Source organism: Nitrobacter sp. Nb-311A (assembly GCF_000152905.1).
Classification (GTDB): domain Bacteria; phylum Pseudomonadota; class Alphaproteobacteria; order Rhizobiales; family Xanthobacteraceae; genus Nitrobacter.
On record NZ_AAMY01000024.1, the window covers coordinates 18677 to 37680 of the forward strand.

14 protein-coding genes are annotated in these 19004 nt (G+C 61.0%); 6 read left to right on the forward strand and 8 right to left on the reverse strand.

Going from position 1 to position 19004, the window contains the following annotated elements:
• Positions 1–81 precede the first annotated feature (81 nt).
• Positions 82–1815 carry a hypothetical protein gene (locus tag NB311A_RS07275; RefSeq protein ID WP_009797858.1) on the reverse strand — a complete coding sequence of 578 codons (1734 nt, stop codon included), beginning with the start codon at positions 1813–1815 and terminating at the stop codon, positions 82–84.
• Positions 1816–2199: 384 nt separating this feature from the next.
• Here NB311A_RS07275 and NB311A_RS07280 point away from each other — a divergent pair, with 384 nt between their 5' ends.
• Positions 2200–3075 (forward strand): caspase family protein, encoded by an 876-nt coding sequence (locus NB311A_RS07280; protein WP_040674270.1) that lies wholly within the window; start codon positions 2200–2202, stop codon positions 3073–3075.
• 82 nt (positions 3076–3157) lie between these two features.
• Here the strand turns inward: NB311A_RS07280 and NB311A_RS07285 are convergent, their stop codons facing one another.
• From NB311A_RS07285 to NB311A_RS07295, 3 genes are all read right to left on the reverse strand, one after another.
• Positions 3158–4063 (reverse strand): efflux RND transporter periplasmic adaptor subunit, encoded by a 906-nt coding sequence (locus NB311A_RS07285; protein ID WP_009797860.1) that lies wholly within the window; start codon positions 4061–4063, stop codon positions 3158–3160.
• Positions 4064–4182: 119 nt separating this feature from the next.
• On the reverse strand, positions 4183–6630 hold the full coding sequence (locus tag NB311A_RS07290) for an adenylate/guanylate cyclase domain-containing protein (RefSeq protein WP_009797861.1): 2448 nt from the start codon (positions 6628–6630) through the stop codon (positions 4183–4185).
• A 730-nt stretch (positions 6631–7360) separates the two neighbouring features.
• Positions 7361–7621 carry a hypothetical protein gene (locus tag NB311A_RS07295; RefSeq protein ID WP_116394728.1) on the reverse strand — a complete coding sequence of 87 codons (261 nt, stop codon included), beginning with the start codon at positions 7619–7621 and terminating at the stop codon, positions 7361–7363.
• Between the two features lie 397 nt (positions 7622–8018).
• Between NB311A_RS07295 and NB311A_RS21540 the strand changes: the two genes are divergently transcribed.
• Complete coding sequence (locus NB311A_RS21540) at positions 8019–8210, forward strand: hypothetical protein (RefSeq protein ID WP_131522887.1); 192 nt, start codon at positions 8019–8021, stop codon at positions 8208–8210.
• 406 nt (positions 8211–8616) lie between these two features.
• Entirely contained in the window at positions 8617–8850 is a 234-nt protein-coding gene (locus tag NB311A_RS07300) for a hypothetical protein (protein ID WP_009797863.1), read from the forward strand.
• Between the two features lie 174 nt (positions 8851–9024).
• On the opposite strand, the gene NB311A_RS07305 is transcribed toward NB311A_RS07300, so the two are convergent.
• Positions 9025–10020, reverse strand: coding sequence for an alpha/beta hydrolase (locus tag NB311A_RS07305; protein WP_009797864.1), 996 nt, complete (start codon positions 10018–10020; stop codon positions 9025–9027).
• 420 nt (positions 10021–10440) lie between these two features.
• Between NB311A_RS07305 and NB311A_RS07310 the strand changes: the two genes are divergently transcribed.
• Both NB311A_RS07310 and NB311A_RS07315 read left to right on the forward strand, forming a co-directional pair.
• Positions 10441–10713, forward strand: a complete 273-nt coding sequence (locus NB311A_RS07310; protein WP_009797865.1) for a hypothetical protein — start codon at positions 10441–10443, stop codon at positions 10711–10713.
• A 254-nt stretch (positions 10714–10967) separates the two neighbouring features.
• Complete coding sequence (locus NB311A_RS07315) at positions 10968–11579, forward strand: pyridoxamine 5'-phosphate oxidase family protein (protein WP_009797866.1); 612 nt, start codon at positions 10968–10970, stop codon at positions 11577–11579.
• Positions 11580–11778: 199 nt separating this feature from the next.
• Here the strand turns inward: NB311A_RS07315 and NB311A_RS07320 are convergent, their stop codons facing one another.
• Positions 11779–13701 carry an AsmA family protein gene (locus NB311A_RS07320; protein WP_009797867.1) on the reverse strand — a complete coding sequence of 641 codons (1923 nt, stop codon included), beginning with the start codon at positions 13699–13701 and terminating at the stop codon, positions 11779–11781.
• Between the two features lie 413 nt (positions 13702–14114).
• Here NB311A_RS07320 and NB311A_RS07325 point away from each other — a divergent pair, with 413 nt between their 5' ends.
• Positions 14115–14789 (forward strand): Crp/Fnr family transcriptional regulator, encoded by a 675-nt coding sequence (locus tag NB311A_RS07325; protein WP_040674308.1) that lies wholly within the window; start codon positions 14115–14117, stop codon positions 14787–14789.
• A 149-nt stretch (positions 14790–14938) separates the two neighbouring features.
• On the opposite strand, the gene NB311A_RS07330 is transcribed toward NB311A_RS07325, so the two are convergent.
• Both NB311A_RS07330 and NB311A_RS07335 read right to left on the reverse strand, forming a co-directional pair.
• A complete protein-coding gene (locus tag NB311A_RS07330) occupies positions 14939–18064 on the reverse strand; it encodes an efflux RND transporter permease subunit (protein WP_009797869.1) in 3126 nt (1041 codons plus the stop codon).
• Positions 18064–18987: an efflux RND transporter periplasmic adaptor subunit gene (locus NB311A_RS07335; protein WP_040674311.1), complete on the reverse strand. Its 924-nt coding sequence runs from the start codon at positions 18985–18987 to the stop codon at positions 18064–18066. Before NB311A_RS07335 ends, NB311A_RS07330 begins: the two co-directional genes overlap by 1 nt.
• Positions 18988–19004: the final 17 nt, after the last annotated feature.

The window sequence follows — 19004 nt, forward strand, 5'->3', positions numbered from 1 at the left end:
ACGCCCTCTAATCGGTGGAATTTATCGGCCAAACCTATTGGAAGCCGCCTTAACGGAACCACTGAAACAGGCGCCTTCAGACTATTGTTCTGCTCGTTTCATCTCCTTGCGCGCCAGGGCCAGTCCCATCAGGACGAAGGCGGAGGTCACTTCCGGACCGCCCACTACAATGCGGGTCGGAGTTTTCATTTTGTTCCATTCATAAGCCCTGAAGGGACCGCGCCGCCCGCCTTCACCGACGTGGCTGACGATGCAACTCAGCGCGGGCGTGAAAGCAGCCCGATCCGCGCCAAGATGGCCCAAGGCGATGAGCGCCAGTGCCGCATCGAACGCGTTCATTTCGGCGGCGATCAGGATGTCCTGCACATATGCCAGAACCCGGCCGCGTATGTAGCCAAAGCTGTCGTCGGGATCGATCACCTGCCGGACGACCAAGGGCAGCATCGCGAATGCGGCGTAACAGCGTCCGAAGTAGGCGCAATAAAGCTCAGGCAGATAGTAGATATGGGACCTCGGATCGGCGAACGCGCCGCTCTCGACCAGACGTCTCTGGAAACCGATGATCCGCTGCAACGTCTGCAGGCGCTGCGGCGTCTCGAGGACGCGCCACCGCGAACAGTTGCGGAAGCTGACCTCGAGAACATCGAGATTGAGGGTGGGATCGAGATCGTTGCCGTAAGGACGATCGCCCGCGAGATTGTCGATCCAGGTGACGATGCCGCCGTCGTAATCGATGTTGTCGTTCAGCGGCACGGTCACGAGCGGCTCGTTGGCGCCGCCGCCGACCTGATAGCCGGCGTAGAAATCGAGCAGGGGCTGATCAAGGATCGGATCTCTTGAGCCGACTTGCGTGGCGGCCGAAAACGAACAGGCCGTGGTGTCGCAGTCCGGAACGTAAATGCCGAAGCCGAGATTTTGCTTGATGTGTGTAAAAAACCGGTTGAACCGTGGATGCGGATTCGGCGCCAGCGCCGTGATGACGCTGACCCGGCTGCCGTCGCGCGAAAACACGTCCTCGCGGCTGGTTTTCAGGCAGAAATCGACCATCTCATGGGCGGCGCGCCGGATCGCATCGGTTTCCGCAACCGTAGCAAGGCCGGTTTCGGCAAAGCTCAGCAGCGCCTCTGTGAAGAATGCGTCGTAATAGGCCGAGCGATGGCGAATCTGCACCGGCTCCCACATCGGTTCGGCGATGCCGCGCCACGGCGGGTTGATTACCTCGCGTGCCGGCGACCGCGCGATGAAAACCCGCGCCAGATTAAAAAGCAGCGTTGAGTTCTTGTAGCCGCGCGCATCGAGCCCGGTGAGGGCCGCAAGAAAATCCCGACCGTGCAGATCGGGATCGCCGATCAGGTTGAACGCCGCAAAGGTGGGGATGAACCCGTTGTTTCGGAACGATTGAAGCAGATGCGTGCCGCAGGTCCTGATAACGCGCTCGATATCGGCAAGCTTGGGCTCCGGTCCAGCGTGGGATGTTGCTCCGGGGCGGGGATGGTGCAACGTCACCGTGTCCAGCAATGCGGCCACCGGCCGGCCGATCGTCGTCCAATCCGGCGTTTCATCGTCCCTCGCCCGTCGCAGCGCGTCTTGCAGTTCCCGAAAGCGGGACGGGTCGCTTAGTTCTGGCAGGCCGGCGCGCCGCAACAGCGGGCGCAGCGCCGGGTTCGCCAGCGCGGTCCTGTAGAATTTGGCGAGATGGCCGTCGCCGCCCTTATGGCGCAACAGCACGGGATCGCACACATCGTAGAGTGTCGGCCCCTCCTTACGATTTGTCAGCGCGCGGTAGACGGCGCCGGCCACATGGCGAGCAGTCATGATTTTCTTTCCGCGCCCCCATGCGCGTTTCTCGTGTCAAGGCTGTATTCCAGCCAAGCCATTGAAAAACTATACGAATAGGCAAGAGATAACAATCTGGCCACCAAATCACTGCATCCGGCCGTATCCGGCCAACGGTAACGCCAGATTGATATCGCGAGTCCGGCTCCAGCTTTGGTTGTCGCGCGGCGTGCTTAACCAATTGTGTTTCCAATAAATAAAGGTTTCTTATTGTTCATGGGGAAGCCGCTTTGCATGGCCTGTCATGCTGCGGTGCCGCAAAACGAGCGTAATTTGACGGCAATAAGTTAAGCGCTTCCTGAAACCAATCTGGCGTTGGCGCGACTTACGAGCGCAATTGAGCGCGACCGGGAATTGATCATTATGACGTTCGGGCAGTTTCGCGTTTCTCCACGATCCGTCACATTGATCGCCGTCCTTATCGGGATGGTGTCGCTGGCGATCGGAGCCCACGCAGCGTTCAACAAGCGCAACCTGGAGGTCGCGAAGGCTCTCGACGTCGAAGACACCACCGGCAGCATCTCCGTCAAGTCGGCGCGGGTCGCGCTGGTGATCGGCAACGGGCACTATCCGGATGCGACCCAGCCCCTGAAGCAGTCCATCAACGACGCCCGGGCGCTGGCAACAATTCTGCGGCGCGACGGCTTCGACGTCATCATGGTCGAAGACGCCGACAAGGACGACATGCATCGCGCGGTCCGCCGTCTGGAAACCAAGATCGGTCCCGATACGACGGCGCTGCTGTTCTTCAGTGGATTCGGCATTCAGTCCGGTCGCGAGAGCTACATGATTCCGGTCAATGCCCGGATCTGGAAGGAAGCCGACGTTCGGCGCGATGGGCTCTCCATCGAAACCGTTCTCGGGGCGATGAAGGAGCGCGCCGCCAAGGTCAAGCTCGCGGTGATCGACGCCTCGCGACGCAATCCGTATGAGCGGCGCTTTCGCTCATACTCACACGGTCTTGCGCCGATCAACGTGCCGGACAACGCGCTGATTCTGGCCTCAGCCACACCGGGACGGGTCATCGACGAATCAAACGGGCACTACAGCCTGTTGATGGCTGAATTGCTCAAGAGTCTCGGCAAGCCAGACACGGGCGCCGAAGCCGTTTTCAGCCGGACTCGCATAGCGGTTTCACATGCAAGCCAGGGCGAACAGGTCCCAACCGTATCGTCCTCGTTGGCGCAGGACGTGCCTTTCAGGTCAGCTGCGGTGGTGGTCTCGCGCAAAGGGCCGTAGCTGGCGATCGGAGCCTTCCGCTCTGATTCCGTTAGAGCATGATCTTTTCCGAAAACCGGTTTCCGCTTTTCGGGATCATGCTTTAATGGGCCGCGCTCGCTTCAATGGCGATCGGTCTCACCGGATCGCCTTCCCGCAGCAAGGAGCCGGCGCGCGCCACCACGACGTCGCCTTCCGACAATCCCTCCCGGATCTCAACCTGTCCTCCTGACAGCAATCCAACCTCGACGTGCCGCGTTTCAACGCGCTGGCGCCGGACGACCTGAACCACTGCGCCCGCGTTCCCATACAGGATCGCTGTCAGAGGCACCGCAATCCCGCAGCTTTCGCCGGTCTTGATGATCGCGCGGCCAAACGCATTGACCAGCAGGTGCTTGCTCGGGTCAACGGCGATGAAGACCTGCCCGAGTTGGCTGTTCGGTTCGACCGTTGGCGCGATCAGCCGGACCTTGCCGTCTATTTCGCCCGCGCCGATGGTTATGACCTTAGCGGTCTGATCGACCGCGAGCTTCGCGAGGTCGCTGCTCGGGACCTGACCCACGAGGTCGAACTCGTTGCCTGTGACGATACTAAACAGCGCCTCGCCCTTGCCCGACGCCATCGCTCCGATCTTGGCGGACGAGCGGCTGACCAGTCCGGCCACCGGGGAAGAAACCTGGATCGTTCCGCCTTCGGGGCGCGTGAGGCGGGCAAGCGCCTGCCCGGCGGTGACGTTCTGTCCCGGCTCAGCCAGGACCTCAGCGACCTTCAAGCCGGGCCGCTCCGGCCGTACCGCCGTCTCATTCTTCGGGATCAGGATTCCCGCTACCTGGACGCTTGCCGGGAAGCAGGATCTGACGGCTTTCAGGACGCTGACTGCGGCGGCGTTCGGGGCAAGCTCTTCGTTCGCGGACAATCCCGAAAGCGAGCTGACGATCGTCGCCAGTCCAACGGCGAGAGCGAGAGCCTGCCTTGCGATAGGGTGCGGGTCCAGAAGTTTCGCGGACATTGATCAAACACTCTTTTCCGGGCAATCGCCGCGACGCCGCGGTCCACTTCGCTTAAGAACGCTATAGTCAAGCCAGGATCGCGTTTCAACAGCCGGCACGATCGCAGGCGCGACAACGTTCATGCCGTCCGGCCCGCGGCCGAGGGTACAGGTCCGCCCTCGACCTGATCCCGCCAGCGATGAATCTCGACGGCCGCGACCGGGTGGTGGAAGCCTTTCAGGACCAGCGGCGTCAATTCAGTGGCATCGACCAGGTGTTCCACCATGCCATAAGCACGCTGATTAACCACGATCTGGCCCGCTTTAGCTTCGTCGCAAAGGCGCGAGGCGAGATTGGTCACGCTGCCGATTGCCGCATATTCAAGCCGGCGCTCGAATCCGACCTGGCCCAACGTCGCATAGCCGACGGCGATCCCGACGCTGAAGCCAAGACTATGGCCGCGGCTACGCCATTTCTGCGACAGCAATCCGATGGCATCGCGCATTTCGACCGCCATCTTGATGGCGCGCGGGGTGTGATCCGGAACCGGGACCGGAGCGTTGAACAGGATCATCACGCCGTCGCCAGCGTAACGGTCCAGCGTGCCTTCGTACTTGAAGATCAGTTCGCCGAGCGCCGCGTGATATTCCCGCAGCACGTTCATCGCCTCTTCCGGCTCCGAGCTTTCAGTGAACGCCGTGAAGCCGCGTAGATCGCAGAAGACCACCGTGACTTCACCGCGATGACTATCGAGAAGGGAATTCTGACCATCGGACGACGCGACGATCTGCGCGACCTGGGGCGCAAGGAAGCGCTCGAGCCTGCGGATCCGTTCGATCTCCCCGAGCTGCGCCTCGACCCGCTCCTCAAGCGACCTGTTCCAGTTGAGCAGTCGATAGGTCTGTTCCTGGAGCTTGTCGGCCTGTTGCTGCACGACGCCGTGCGCGGCGGCGAGTTCCTTGCCCTTTCGGTCGACCTCATGAAACAGTCTTGCATTGCGCATCGCCAATGCCGCTTGATGGGCGAATGTCTGCATCAGCCCGACCAGGTTCGGTGAGAACGCGCCTGCGCTTCGGCGCAGCATGATGAGCGAGCCAAGGACGCCTTTCTGGTCCACGAGCGGGACCACCAGAACAGAACGGAAGCCGGCCGATGTTGCGACCGCGTTGAGCGGATTTGCCTCGGCCGTCGCCAGATCCTCGATTGCGATGGGCTGGCCGCTCACGGCGGCGCCGCCCAGCAAGCTATCATCCGCGCCGATCGCGAGGTGGTCGCCGGCCGCCGATCTCTCAACGCCGCTGGCCTCGACGAGATCGAACCGCCGATTGTCGGCATCGAAACCGTAGATCAGCACGGCGTCCGCCTTTGTGATCTCCAGGGCTCGGGCGGCGACGGTGGAAAGCACCGCCTCGAGGTCCAGCGACGACACCACGGCGCGGCCGACTTCTTCGAGCACCTTGAGCTGGTTCACGGATTGAGTCAGATCACGCGTCCGTTCTTTGACCTTGAGTTCGAGGTCCGAGTAGGTCTCCTGAAGCTGTCCGGCCATGCTGTTGAAGCGCGCCGCGAGTTGCTCAAGTTCGTCTCCGGTCTTGATGTCGATGCGGTGTTCGAAGTCACCGCCGCCGAGGCGCTGCGCGCCGCTGTTGAGCGCCTGGATCGGGACCAGCATGCGCCGCGCCAGCAGCATGCCGGCGAGGATCGCGACGACAAGGCCCAATGCGACAAGAATTCCGATGCGTATCAAGAGATCGCGGATCGGCGCGAGCGCGTGACTTGCAGGCTGCTCGAACAGCACGAACCAGCCGAGCGTGGGGACCCGGCTCGATGCGGTCAGCACCGCCTGACCTTCGTCGTTCGTTCCCGATGTGGAGAATGAGCTGCCGGATTTCAGCAAGATCGCGATCTGTGGCAACGCAGAGAGGTTCTTGCCGGGATGCATGGTCTTGTCGGAGCTGGCGAGCAGGATGCCATTCGCATCCACGACATAGGCCGAGCCCACCTTGCGGGCTTGCGCGTCGTCGACATACCCGGACAGAAAGCGGAGATCGATTTCCGCTACGGACGCTCCCGCGTCCCGTCCTGAATGAGCGATGGCAATCGACATGAAGGGCTGTCGTTCGCGGAAGAAAACCGGCGCGTATGTGGTGCCTCTGGCGACGGCCCGGGTGAACCTCACATCGCGGGAGAAGTCAGCCCCGCTGCCGAACAAGACGGAGTGGCGGGACAGACGAAGTTGCTCGCGGCCGGATCCGTCGAGCTGAAAAACGCGAGTGACCGCTGGAGCTTGATTGAGCAATTCAGTGTAGTCGGCGCGTCGCTGCTCGACAGTGACGACGCTGGCGCGGGTGACCCAGCTGACCTGGCGCTCCAGATCCGCTATCGACTGTTCGATGCGGTGCGCCGTCGCCTCGGCCTTCTCCGACATCGCCTGAATGAGCGCGGTCCTGGTCTGGTTGTAGCTGATCCAAATCTCCAGCGCCCCGTTGACGGCAAGAACGAACACCACCAAGCCGACGAACGACATGACGTATTTGGCGAACAGACCCCTGGAGGGCGATCGGCTGTTGTGCTCTGCGCCGTTCATCAATGTCTCCGCTCTGCCCCCGCAATCGATCGTCTCGCCAATGGTATCCTTAATGCGGACCTGAGTCGCCTGACCCTGCGTTCCGGCAAGCGTTCATCTCTAGCAGAACCGGCCGCTAGCAGGCGAGCCGGGCATATCACTTTGGTCGTGCGCGGCGAATTGGAAAGTTGCTGGAAACCTGCGCGAAAGCGTGCAAAGGGACGACCTGCCACCGAGCGCTCGTAAAGGATAACGAAGTGCTAACTAGAGCGTTTCGAGCGATGTGGATAGCGGTTCGCGTGAAGAAAACGAGCCGGATCAGAATCATAGAGCCTCGCTTCCGACTCAATCAGAAGCGGAAGGGCTCTAATGCTTCCGTGTTGCCCGACACCTGACGCAATCAAGACGAAGACCGCGCCTCGTTCGTGGTCGCCACGACGTTGCGTTTCGCCTTCTTACCGTGAGAGCGCTCGAGAATCTTGCACGAGCAATCCGGGCATCGTGGCACGGCCACTTCAAAGCATGCGAGGCTGTTATTGCCGCGCCGAGAAGCAATCAATCCGGCGCACAATGAGCTGGTGGTCCGAACCAGCCTCAAACTTTACAAGCGGTAAGAGAAACCCCGCCGAAGCGGGGTTATGTTTTTAGACCAATGCGCTTTCGGCGAAGGGAGATCGGTTCGCGTGATGAAAACGCGTTAAATCAGAATCATGGAGCTCCGCTTCCGATTCAATCAGAAGCGGAAAGGCTCTTAGTGCTTCACACCGACATGAACTTCGGTCCCAAGCGCTTTTTCGTCAACTCCGAGTGTTTCGCAAATCGCTTTTAGACGTGGAGGATTCGGAAACTGGATGCCGCGCATGTAGAGCGAGATCTCGCAGCGGCGGAAATCATGAGCGCCGCGAAACCGCTTCGATGCTTCGCGGGCAAACTCCGCTTCCGTCCAATGCTTGTCAGCGACAAGTTTCGCAAGGCGATTCCCAAACTCTACCCTATCTGCATCTGCCATCATTTTCTTTTCTTCCTGACTTCCCCTCACGCGCATCAATTGTCCGGACGGGCAATCGTCCGAACATGATCCGCGACGCAAGCCGCCGGCCTTCCGGCGAGTTTTCTTCCGTCAAAGGGAATGTATACATTACTATACATCGCCTCATTGACTTCCCACGTCAGCTTGGGAGCACCCCTGCGCATTCCGCATGCAAAGTGTTAACTCCACGACTCATAGACCAAGTGAATGATGAAGTGGTCGTGCGGCCGCGAGCCTTCAACGTAAAGCTCTTGACTCAAGTCGCCTCTTCTCCGGCTTGCATGGCGTCTTTCTGTTTCTGATGGAGGCAGGCGCGCAGCTTTGTGGTTCTGGTTCGACGCGCTTCTCGTTCGAATGACTTTGCGTGTTGGAGACCGCGGTGGAAGCCGTGCTCTTGTCGTCTCGACGTTTCACGGGGATTTGCTTCGTCAGTTTTTTTCGTTTTGGTATGTTGATTGCGCCTGCATCATTAATCGTCCCTTTGGTGCCGGTAGTAGCCGCCAGGGCACTCGCCAATGCCTTGGCGGCTTCGGGATTTCGGGCAGGAAGGCTGTTCGCAATCGCTCATTGACCCGGTGCGCATAAGATCGTCATGTCAAGCTGAGCTGCTGGTTGCGTCTGCTAGACCCGAGAGGCGATCGGAACCGTCACCCTCCTCGATGCATTATGGAGTTGTCATCGGCCGCATCGTGATTTTCAAATAGCGTCAGTGTGTGCCGGCCTTAAAGATCTGGCCACGCTGACTAAAGCGGGGTAATCCGGAGATGGTGAACGGGTCGACCCAGCTAGCAGATGTCAACTTATGACAGAGGCAAGCTTTATCGTCGAAGTAGGCCTGTCGGCCTTGAGTTCACCACCGCCTCTGATGCGCGATTGTTTCGGCATCTGCCATTCAACAGGGTCTTGAACTACCAGAGGCGTCTCTGCCGACATAGACAGGCATTCCTTCCCGGCGAAAGATCGAAAGTCACTTTCATATGGCACCTCCCGCGACCTCCGACCACAACCAGACACGCAGCGAAGCGCCCAAAGCCAGGGCCGATAAACCGCTTGGCCTCGACTTCGATTCCATGACGGACCGCGAGTTACTAATTAGCGCGGCAAGCAACGCCTTTCATAACGGCAGAGCCTTGCGCCAAATCAAGATCATGGCGACGGTGCTAGGGCTGCTCGCCAGTCTTATTCTGATAAAGCTGTTCGGCTTGACGTGACAAAGTTGCGAGCGATTTCGCACCGGCAGGTCGCGCCAGGTTTCGATCCGGCCATATTAAGGTGACGGGCGGGTCCTCCCGCGGATGACCCCCGCAATGACAATGACCGGTTTAAGCGCGCCGACAGAAGCTCAAAAGGCCGCCGGGTCAAAAGGTTATGCGTCTGGATGCGCCTCAGGCCCCGTCGACCGGGGGACGCCCGTCAACGGCGCGTCGAATGACCTGGCGGACCTTCGCATTGGACAGAAACAGATCGTGGTTGATAATGCCCCAACCCTGCGCCGAAGCGTCGATGACGCGCAACCCTAGTCGCTCAAGTTTGGCCTTTTCGGCTGCGCCGACGCGCGTGATGCCACCGGCCAGGAAGCCGGAAAGGGCCAGCGCGCGGTCGTTTGTCGCGGTGACGACCGTGATCTTTCCGGCGAGCGGGCCGACGCGCGCGACCGACGAGGAGAAGACATCGAGGTCGATATCGGGCGAGGCGAAGATAACGGCCCCGATGCGTTCGCCCGCCGCCGGTTGCCGTGCGCAGATCTGGCGCAGCGCCTCCATCGTCAGCATCGTGCCGATCGAATGCGCGACGATGTGGATGCGGCCAGTGACCGGACTCGCCATCAGTCCGGTCAGGACTTGATCAAGCGCGTCGCGCGACCACATCGCGCTCTCTCGGTCGTAGCCGTAGTCAAGCAGACTCGCTTTCGAAGGCCAGGAAAACACCATGGTCTCGCCGTGAAAACGGATGCCTTCGGAGATCCGGGCGGCGTCGAGCGCCGCGCTTTCAAAGGTCTGGTTGAACCCGTGCACGTAGATGAGCACATCACGGGTGCCGCCTGGCTCAGCGTAGAGATCGCCGATTTGGCTGGCCGGCTCGATTGCGTCCAGGCGCCAGTCACCCAGCCCGACCGCATTGAGTGAGAAGCGCCCTTCGCTGGGCGGTGTGAGCTTGGCGCGAGCGACATTCAGTCGCGCGGCTCGCTCAGAGCCATACCAAGGCTTGGCGCGCGCACCGTTCACGGGCTTGCGTGTGGTGGCGACGAGAAGCGTCGGATTGGTGGAAAGTTCAGCGGCATCGAAGGTCGCGGCTCCGGAGGAGAGAGCGGCGCTGGTGCAGCCGCCGACAGACGCGCCGAGAGTCAATGTGCAGGCGGCGCTTGCAAACGCGCGTAACACGGCGCGGCGGCAGGCAAGCGACGGTTGGTGAACATGATGTGGCAATGTGCGTGTCCCCACGATTGGAGCGTGGTGCACGGCAATCGCGGCGAGAATGCGGACATGTTGGGAACGGCTGCGAGCATCTTGGTTCCCGAGGCCGCCCGCTGACGTGAAAAACAGTGTGAAGGCAAAACCAGGTGTAGCGGAGCCTGTGGCAGCACAATATGCAATTACGTTTGCGACAACCCAAAAAGCTGTCTTTCGGAAAGACGGATGATTATCTCTTTCAAATGGCCGGCAGCGAACAAATTCGCTCATGGAAAAGTTTATGGTTGATGTGGCAGGTGTAGATATCCTGCATCGCTTCGCTAAAAGAGGAGACCAATCGAGCGGCGAGGTCGTCGCCTACTTTCTTTTTGGATTCACGTCGGAGGATCGATGCTCTTTATTATCATTGTGGCGTTGGTGGCGACCTATTTGATGTCGCGGCTGGTTGGGCTGTTTGCCAGGAGGTGGCCAGACACGATTGGCAAGGCCGTGTGCGTCAATGCGGTGAGCGCTATAATTGTGGTGATCGCGGGAGCGTGGGCCTCCGCAGCCGATGGCGGCCAGCCGAAGTTCTATTTGGCGTTTTTGATATACGGCGGCGCGCAATTGATTGTGCTGATCTTTGATATTGTCCGGATTTTGCAGCATAAGCTGTCGGCGTAACCGCGTTGGCGCCAGCGCAAAATCAAAGATCATCCTGCCAGCCGGGAGCACCGTGCTGCTTCGCTTCCAGGACGGCAGGTGATCTCGTGCCCGACGATCAGCGCGCGATCCATGGGGTTCGCCGCATGACGGTCTATTGGGCGGGGGGCGTGCCGTTTCACAGAACGCGCGCCGCGCTGTATAGGATGGCAATCCCGCCGGTCCATGATCCATGGCGGAGAAGGCCGCCTCAGCGCAGGGAGTAGCAAATCGTGGTGACCGCCATCGAGACGATCGAGCAACTCGAGGCCATCTATGGCCAGCCGGGTGAGGCGGCGACCATCAAGGTAGCCTACCGGATCACGCCGTCCTATCGCGCGCTGATCGAAAGCTCTCCGTTCGCGATATTGGCGACCTGCGGCGAGGAGGGGCTTGACTGTTCGCCGCGCGGCGATCTGCCGGGCTTCGTTCGCGTTCAGGACGACCAGACGTTGATCTTGCCGGATCGGCGCGGCAACAACCGCATCGATTCGCTGCGAAATCTCCTACGCGACCCAAGGGCCGCGCTGTTGTTTCTGATCCCGGGATCCGGCACCACCCTGCGCGTCAACGGTCGCGCGCTGGTGTCGGCCGACCCGGAACTGCTGGCGTCGTTCGGAGTCGAGGGCAAGACGCCCCGTTCTGTCATCGTCATGAGCGTGGAGGAGGTCTACTTTCAGTGCGCGCGCGCCATCATCCGCTCGCACCTCTGGGATCCTTCCAGGCGCGTCGACCCCAAGAGCTTGCCGACGCCGGGTCAGATCCTCGCCGAGATGAGCAAGGATCGGGTCGGCGGCGAGGACTATGACAGGACCTGGCTCGAGCGCGCGCGGCAGACGATGTGGTAATGCGCCTGCGACCGGCTTGCCATTGCGAAGCCAGAGCATGTTTTTTTAAGCGAAATCAACATCATGCCCGGCACAAACCCCGGCCATGACGGATCTTTCCGTCTGAATGAATCTGCTCCAGAATCAAACTCGTCGCTTATCTTTTTTGTTTGAGCATGATCTTATCCGAAAACCGGTTTCCACCTTTCGGGATCATGCTCTAACGCCCGAACAGTTGCTTCATGATTTCATCCACGGGCGGCGGCTTGTCCCGAGACGGCGCATCCTGTTGCGGCGGTCCTTGAGAAGGCTTTCCGGCGCCGCCGGGAGCGGGACTGGTTCCTGCACCGAGACCTTGCCGGATCAAGGTATCCAGGGTCTCTCCCATGTTGGAGCCGGATGGGTCGGAACTGCCGATTCCGCTGCGGCCGAACAATCCCTGTCCCCATTCCCTGAGTTTCGCATAGGCCGCGCCGGGATCGTCCAGAATGCCGTCGACATCAGGATAGATGCGCGGCTCATTCCATGTTCCCTGGATGACAACCGGAATGCCGAGGCCGATCGGCTCGGTGCGCCCTCCTTGACCCTCGGTGGTCATGACGAGTTTCGGCTCGACCCGAAGCGCCAGCAGCTTCGAACCGAGATCGATGGTGCCGGCGCCGGTCATTCGCACAAGCGGCCCAGCGAGAGACAGGTCGTTCGTGGCTACCAGTCCTTTCGCGATGGTGGCGGTTGCGCTGAGCTGCGTCATGTCGGTGGTCTGGTCAGGACGCTCCTGCCATCCCGACAGAGTGCCGGACGTCAAAGCGCGGATCATTTTCGCAATGTTGAGGTTGCGGATTGCGCCGTCGCGGATCTCGATCGAAGCTGTTCCCGCGAGGCTCGACATGATCGCGCGCAAGCTGTCGCCGGCGCCACGCACGTCGGCCGCTGCCCGCATCTTACCATCGACATTGTCAAAATCGGCCAAGCTCGACAGCAGCGGCAGCGCGCGAACGCTGCTCACGTCGGCTTTGAGCGCGTAGGACGGAGTCGTTGTTGATGCATCGATCGACAGGCTGCCATTGGCTCGCCCGTCATAGGCGCCGAGGTTGGAGAATGAAACTTTCAACACGCCGCTGGCGATGGCGGCCTCGACCTGGGCGGGCGCAAAGCGCGCCTGGCTGATATTCAGTTCCGCCGCTGAAATGGTCACCTGCGCGTCGACATATTTCAGCCCGCCGACTTCGATCGGCGTAGCGCTCCATGGCTGCGCGCCCGAGCGCGGCGCCGAAGGCTCGTGCGGTGCTGCGCCGAGATCAAGACGGTGAAAATCGAGATCGATTTTCACCAGCGGCTTGCTCGCAAGATCGACCGACGCCCAGCCGTTGAACTTGCCGTCGTCGAGCGACCCGGACAAGCCGTTGATGAGAAGCGTCTGCCTGTTGATCCGAACCTCGGCCCTGGCTGCCAACTGGTGGGCCGGCGCTCCGGAAACCTCAAGCGTTAATTCGGTCGGGACGTTCCGACGCCCGAGCGGGCCTGCGGGCGGTGTCGCTGCGATGGCGAATGTCAGCGAACGGTCGCCGGAGCGCGCATCGCCCGTGATTTTGATCTGCCGGTCGGCGCGGAGCGTCAAGCTCGCGTTCACGTCATTGACGCGATTCTCCCATCCCGTTTGCGGATCGAAGAAAACGATCGCGCCGTTGGAAACCGTCACCCGGTCGACCGGAAATAACGTATCGCCTTCGGATGCCTCTTCGGAGCGATCCGGCCTGGACGGAACGCCGCTGCTGGTGCGTTCACGAAGCAGCGGCATCCGTAGCGTGGGATGGTCGATAGCCAGCTCCGAAATCTTCAAAGTCCCCGACAGCAGGCTCGCAAGCTCGAAAGCGGCGCGGATTTCCCCCACGACGATCTGTGCATCTCCCGCGGCGCTTCCCGGTTGATCGAGCGTAACAAGATGCAGCGCAAATCCGGGCGAAGGCCATAGGTCAATTCCGGTCGTGCCTTTGATCGTAAGCCGGTACCCGGTGTCGCGCTCGATCCGGTCCTGCACCAGCGATGCGACGAAGCCGGAAGGAATTCCGGTTACGAGAAGCACGATAACGATCGTGACCAGGCTGGCTGCGACGAGCCCTGCGATTTTCAATGCTCTTGCCATCTCGAAATAGCGCGTCCTTGCATGCAAACCATCGGAAACTGAGGAGCAATGTAATTCTGGGTTGAATGTGGAGATGTCATGTCAACGGGTTTGAAAGGGCTCGTGGAGTGAATTGACACTCGCGCCTCACCCTGGCCGTCCGTTCCGGACGCGAATATCGAATTCAAAGCTCTGCTGCGACTCATATTTGCGAGCGGTCCCTTTGATACTAACATTCGCAACAAGGCTCGCTGAAACGGGATGCGAATGTTAGCATCGGACCACTAGAAAACTCGTGACCTATGGCACACTTTGCTCGATTTTCGATCGAGCATGTTGAAACACGAGGCGGCCCGCACCGGCGAGATCCGGGCGGGCTCGCCGACCAGGAGCCTGAGGGCGTCGTCAGGCTGTTTGGCCTCGGGGTGAATGCGATGAGCAAGCAGTCGGAATTCGCGGTTATTCTCAAGATGAATCCGCTGTTTTCGGACCTCCATGCCGATGATCTGCAACGCGTGGCGGGCCTGTGCCATACCCTCCAGCTCGATGTCGGCGAGGTGCTGTTTCAGAAGGGTGATGACGGCGATGCGCTCTACGGCGTCCGTCGCGGTCAGATTCGCATTGAGACCGGCGCTTCCGACGGCGGCCGGTTGACCCTGAACTTCCAGGGTCCGGGAGATTTGTTCGGGGAAATCGCTGTGCTTGACGGTCAGCCTCGCACCGCCGATGCGGTGGCGGGCGAGCCGACCGAGCTGTTCGTGCTGCGCCGGGGCGATCTTTTGGCGTTTCTGGAGCGGGAGCCGAGGATCGCCATCCGCCTGATCGAATTGTTGTGCCAGCGCATTCGCTGGATCAGCGAGCGCATGGAGGAGTCGGTGTTGCAACCGCTTCCGGTTCGAATGGCGCGCCGGCTCTGTGCCCTGGCCGATGATTATGGTTCGGAAGTTCATATTTCCCAGGAACAGCTCGGCGTTTACGTCGGTGCGGCGCGCGAAAGCGTCAATCGCCAGCTCCAGCAATGGCGCAAGGACGGTATTCTCGACCTTCAACGCGGCCGCATCCTGCTCAAGAACATGAGCCGTCTCACCGACGTCGCACGCAACGCGTAGCCATAGCGTTTTCGAGCGAAGCATGTCCTCAGGACTGACCCGAGGACGGATACCGGTTCGCGTGAAGAAAACGCGTCAAATCAAAAAGCTAGAGTCTTTCACCGTTTCCGTGAAGCGGTGAAGGACTCTAACTTCAAGGCTATAAGCGCTTATTCGGCGCTCGGAAGCGAAACGAGTTTTGTCGTTTTTTGTTCGGCCGCTGCCGTCTCGGAGACCTCCGCGCCGGACGTCAACAGCCGTTTGCTGTAACGCCAGATGAACTTGCCGACATCATCCATCAGGAGGAACATCGCGGGCACAAAGACCAGCGAGAGCAGTGTCGAAAATAGCAGCCCGCCGATCACTGCGAGCGCCATCGGCGAGCGGAATTCACCGCCGGCACCGAACGCCAGCGCGCTTGGCATCATGCCTGCGACCATCGCGATGGTGGTCATGACGATCGGACGGGCGCGCTTCATGCCGGCATCGATGATCGCCTCCTCCCGCGCGTGACCTGCGCGGATTGATTCGACCGCGAACTCCACCAGCATGATCGCGTTCTTTGTGACGATGCCCATCAGCATCAGGATGCCGATCCAGACGGGCGTCGTGAGCTGCTTGCCCGTGAGCAGCAGGGCCATGATCGCACCGCCAATCGATAGCGGCAGCGAGAACAGGATGGTGATCGGTTGCAGGAAGGTGCCGAACAGCAGCACCAGAACCGCATAAACCATCATCAGTCCGGCCGTGATCGCTGTTGCGAATCCTTCGGAAAGCTCGTTCAGGCTCTCGGCGTCGCCTGAGGGATTGACCTTCACACCCTTCGGAAGGGTCTTCATCACCGGCAGGTCGTTGATCTTATCGGTCGCGTCGCCGAGTGCGGCCGTGCCGACGAGGTCGGCCGCGACGGTGGCCTGCCGCTGGCGATCGTAGCGGTTGATGTTGGTGGGGCCTTGATCAAGGCTGATATCGGCAACGACGGAAAGCGGGACATGACCGCGACCGCCACCGATCGGCACGCGCATCTGCTCCAGCATCTTCAAGTCGGTGCGTGCGTCCTCTTCGAGTTGCACGCGGATCGGAACCTGGCGGTCGCCGGCATCGAACTTCGCCAGAGCCGGTCCGACGTCGCCGATCGTCGCAACGCGAATGGTTTGCGAGAGTTGCTCGGTCGATACCCCAAGACGAGCGGCGAGATCCGCTCGCGGCTGGATTCTGAGTTCGGGACGGTCGAGTGATGTTTCCGGCGTGACATTGGCGATCAGCGGAATACGCTTCATCTGCGTCGCCAGCTCGTTTGCAACATTGCTGACGATGCCGATGTCGGGTCCGGTCACCACCAGCGAGACCGCGCGCAAGCCGTTCTCGTCAAGGAACCAGTAACGGATGTCGGGAACGCTTTCGAGCTCCTGTCCGATGGAGAGTTCGAGTTCACGCTGGGTGATGCTACGGTCCTGCTTCGGGGTGTAGTTGATGATCAGGGAGGCGCGGCGTACCTCCTGCAGTCCTGGCGGCACGCGCCCGCCGTCGACGAAGACGCTCGCCACCTCCGGCCGTTTGCGCAGGCGCGCGGCGATCTCTTCCGTCATCTTCTCAGTATGCGCGAGCTGCGACCCCGGCGGCAGCTCCATCGCCAGCAGCGACCGCGCGGTGTCCTGCGCCGGCAGGAAGCCCTGCGGCAGCAACTTGATGCTCCAGATCGAGGCGGCAAAAATCGCAAAGCCGATCAGGACGGTGATGATGTAATGCCGCACCGACCAGGTAACGAGGCTGCTATAGGCGCGCAGCACGCGGCCCGGTGGCGGAGGCTCATGCGAATGATCCTTCATGAAGTAAGCGGCGAGCATGGGCGTCACGAGGCGCGCTGCGAGAAGTGAGAAGAACACCTGCACCGACACGGTGATGCCGAACTGCTTGAAAAACTGCCCTGCGATGCCCGACATGAAGCTCGCGGGCGCGAAGATCGCGATGATGGTGAGGCTGATCGCGATCACGGCAAGGCCGATTTCATCCGCGGCTTCCAACGCCGCCCGGTATGGCGATTTCCCCATCCGCATGTGGCGCACGATGTTCTCGATCTCGACGATCGCATCGTCGACAAGGATGCCGGTCGAGAGCGTGATCGCGAGGAAGCTGACCAGGTTCAACGAGAAGCCGAGGAGGTCCATCGCCCAGAAGGCGGGGAAAATCGACAACGGCAGCGAGATCGCGGCGATGATGGTGGCGCGGATGTCGCGAAGGAACAGGAAGACGATGATGACAGCAAGCGTGGCGCCTTCGAACAGAGTCGAGATCGCCGCCTCATAGTTGCCTTTGGTGAACTCGACGGAGGTGTCGATGAGCTTCAGATCGACATCGGGATATTGCTCCTTCAGCGCGTCGATCCGCTCCTGCACGGCCTTCGCCACCACGACGTCGCTCGCTCCCTTGGAGCGTTTGATGCCGAGCGCGACCACCGGCTCGCCGTTGAAGCGGGCAAAGGTCCTGCGGTCTGCGATGGTATCGGTCACCGTGCCGAGATCGTCGAGCCGGATTTCGCTGCCGCCCGGCAGGGAAATCATCGTGCCCGCGAGTTCGTTAAGCGTCTTGGCGCCGGCAAGGGTCCGGATCGCCTGATCGTTCTGTCCGATCTCCGCCCGTCCCCCGGCGACATCGACGTTGGTGCCGCGCAGCCTCTGGCTGACATCAACGGCCGTCAGCCCCACCGCGTGCAGCCGGTCCGGATCGAGCGACACCAGGATTTCGCGCTCGACGCCGCCGATGCGCTCCACCTGGGCGACGCCGCGCACGCCCTGTAATGCCCGCTTGACCACGTCGTCGACGAAATACGACAGTTGTTCGGGCGTTTTGCCGGGCGAAATCGCGGCATATGTGACGATCGGCAATCCGATGACGTCCACGCGCTGGATCAGCGGCTCATTGACGTTCTGCGGGAGGTTGGCGCGGACCCGCGTCACGGCGTCCTTGACATCGTTCAGCGCACGATCCGTATTGGTCTCGAGCGCGAACTGGATCGTGGTCAGCGACAAGCCGTCCGTGATCGAGGACGAGATATGCCGGACGCCCTCGACCCCCGAGACGCCATCCTCGATCGTCTTGGTGACCTGTGCCTCGAGTTCGGCGGGCGCCGCTCCGAACTGCGAGATCGCCACCGAGATTACGGGGATATCCGCGCTCGGTAACCGTGTGATCGCGAGCTTGGTGAAGCTGACCCAGCCCAGCACCAGCAAAATTATCGAAAAAAGGACGGATGGGAGCGGATGCCTGATCGACCAGGCGGAAATATTGGAGGCCATCAACGTGCTCGCGATCGATCGAGATCATCGGGGAATATGGTCTTGACACGATCGCCGTCATGCAGCGACGTGCCGGCATCCGCCACGACGATCTCTCCGACTTTCAATCCTTCCAGGATCTCGACGGCAGCGTCGGACGTCAATCCGATGCGAACGCGACGGGTCTCCACAACATCTCCGTTTATCACCTGAACCGTCAGGTGATCGATTGCGGAGCGGGGAATGGCTACGCCGCAACTGCGCCTGGCGTCGATGCTGGCGCGGGCGAACATTCCGATCCTTAAAGTCGGATCTTCGCTCAGGGACAACCGGACGTGACCCATTTGGGTCTTGCGATCGATTTCGGGGGAAACCAGCCGGATGCGCCCGATCAAATCGGGCCCATCTTCGCGGCTGATGCGGGCGCTTGCGCCCGGGTTGAGCTTGAGCAGATGGATCGAAGGCACCTCGGCGTCCAACTCGACCTCGCCATTGACTGCAATCCGAAACATCGGCCCGGCTTGCGGCGAGGCCGGTGCTCCGACGGCGGTGCGGACTTCGGTGACGAGGCCGGCAGCGGGCGCACGCAGGACAGATCCCGATTTACTGCCGGGCGAGGGCGTCAGCCGAGCCAGCTCCTGATTTAGCGTGACGGTGTCGCCTTCGCGGACAAGCACGTCGGTCACCTGCGATCCTTCCGAGTCGGGGCTGACCACCGCTTCCCGGCGCGCGACAACGAAGCCGGTGACGCGAACCATGTCCGAAAAGCAGGCATTGGTCGCGCGGGCGACGGTCACGAGAGCGCCTCCAGAGAGCCCGGTGTCGTCGGCGGCGGACGAAGGGCTCCCGCCGCCGATAGTCGCCGCCAGTATGCCAAAAAACAGGCCGGAGGCGAGCTTACGCGCGCATCGCGGCCCAAATGCAAAATCCGAAAGTTGCCTCACCCTGTAATTCTCACATT

Bases quoted from the DNA above. Each gene is read 5' to 3' on its own strand.
- NB311A_RS07275 (WP_009797858.1), bottom strand. From the start codon at position 1,815: ATGACTGCTCGCCATGTGGCCGGCGCCGTCTACCGCGCGCTGACAAAT.
- NB311A_RS07280 (WP_040674270.1), top strand. From the start codon at position 2,200: ATGACGTTCGGGCAGTTTCGCGTTTCTCCACGATCCGTCACATTGATC.
- NB311A_RS07285 (WP_009797860.1), bottom strand. From the start codon at position 4,063: ATGTCCGCGAAACTTCTGGACCCGCACCCTATCGCAAGGCAGGCTCTC.
- NB311A_RS07290 (WP_009797861.1), bottom strand. From the start codon at position 6,630: ATGAACGGCGCAGAGCACAACAGCCGATCGCCCTCCAGGGGTCTGTTC.
- NB311A_RS07295 (WP_116394728.1), bottom strand. From the start codon at position 7,621: ATGATGGCAGATGCAGATAGGGTAGAGTTTGGGAATCGCCTTGCGAAA.
- NB311A_RS07300 (WP_009797863.1), top strand. From the start codon at position 8,617: ATGGCACCTCCCGCGACCTCCGACCACAACCAGACACGCAGCGAAGCG.
- NB311A_RS07310 (WP_009797865.1), top strand. From the start codon at position 10,441: ATGCTCTTTATTATCATTGTGGCGTTGGTGGCGACCTATTTGATGTCG.
- NB311A_RS07320 (WP_009797867.1), bottom strand. From the start codon at position 13,701: ATGGCAAGAGCATTGAAAATCGCAGGGCTCGTCGCAGCCAGCCTGGTC.
- NB311A_RS07325 (WP_040674308.1), top strand. From the start codon at position 14,115: ATGAGCAAGCAGTCGGAATTCGCGGTTATTCTCAAGATGAATCCGCTG.
- NB311A_RS07330 (WP_009797869.1), bottom strand. From the start codon at position 18,064: ATGGCCTCCAATATTTCCGCCTGGTCGATCAGGCATCCGCTCCCATCC.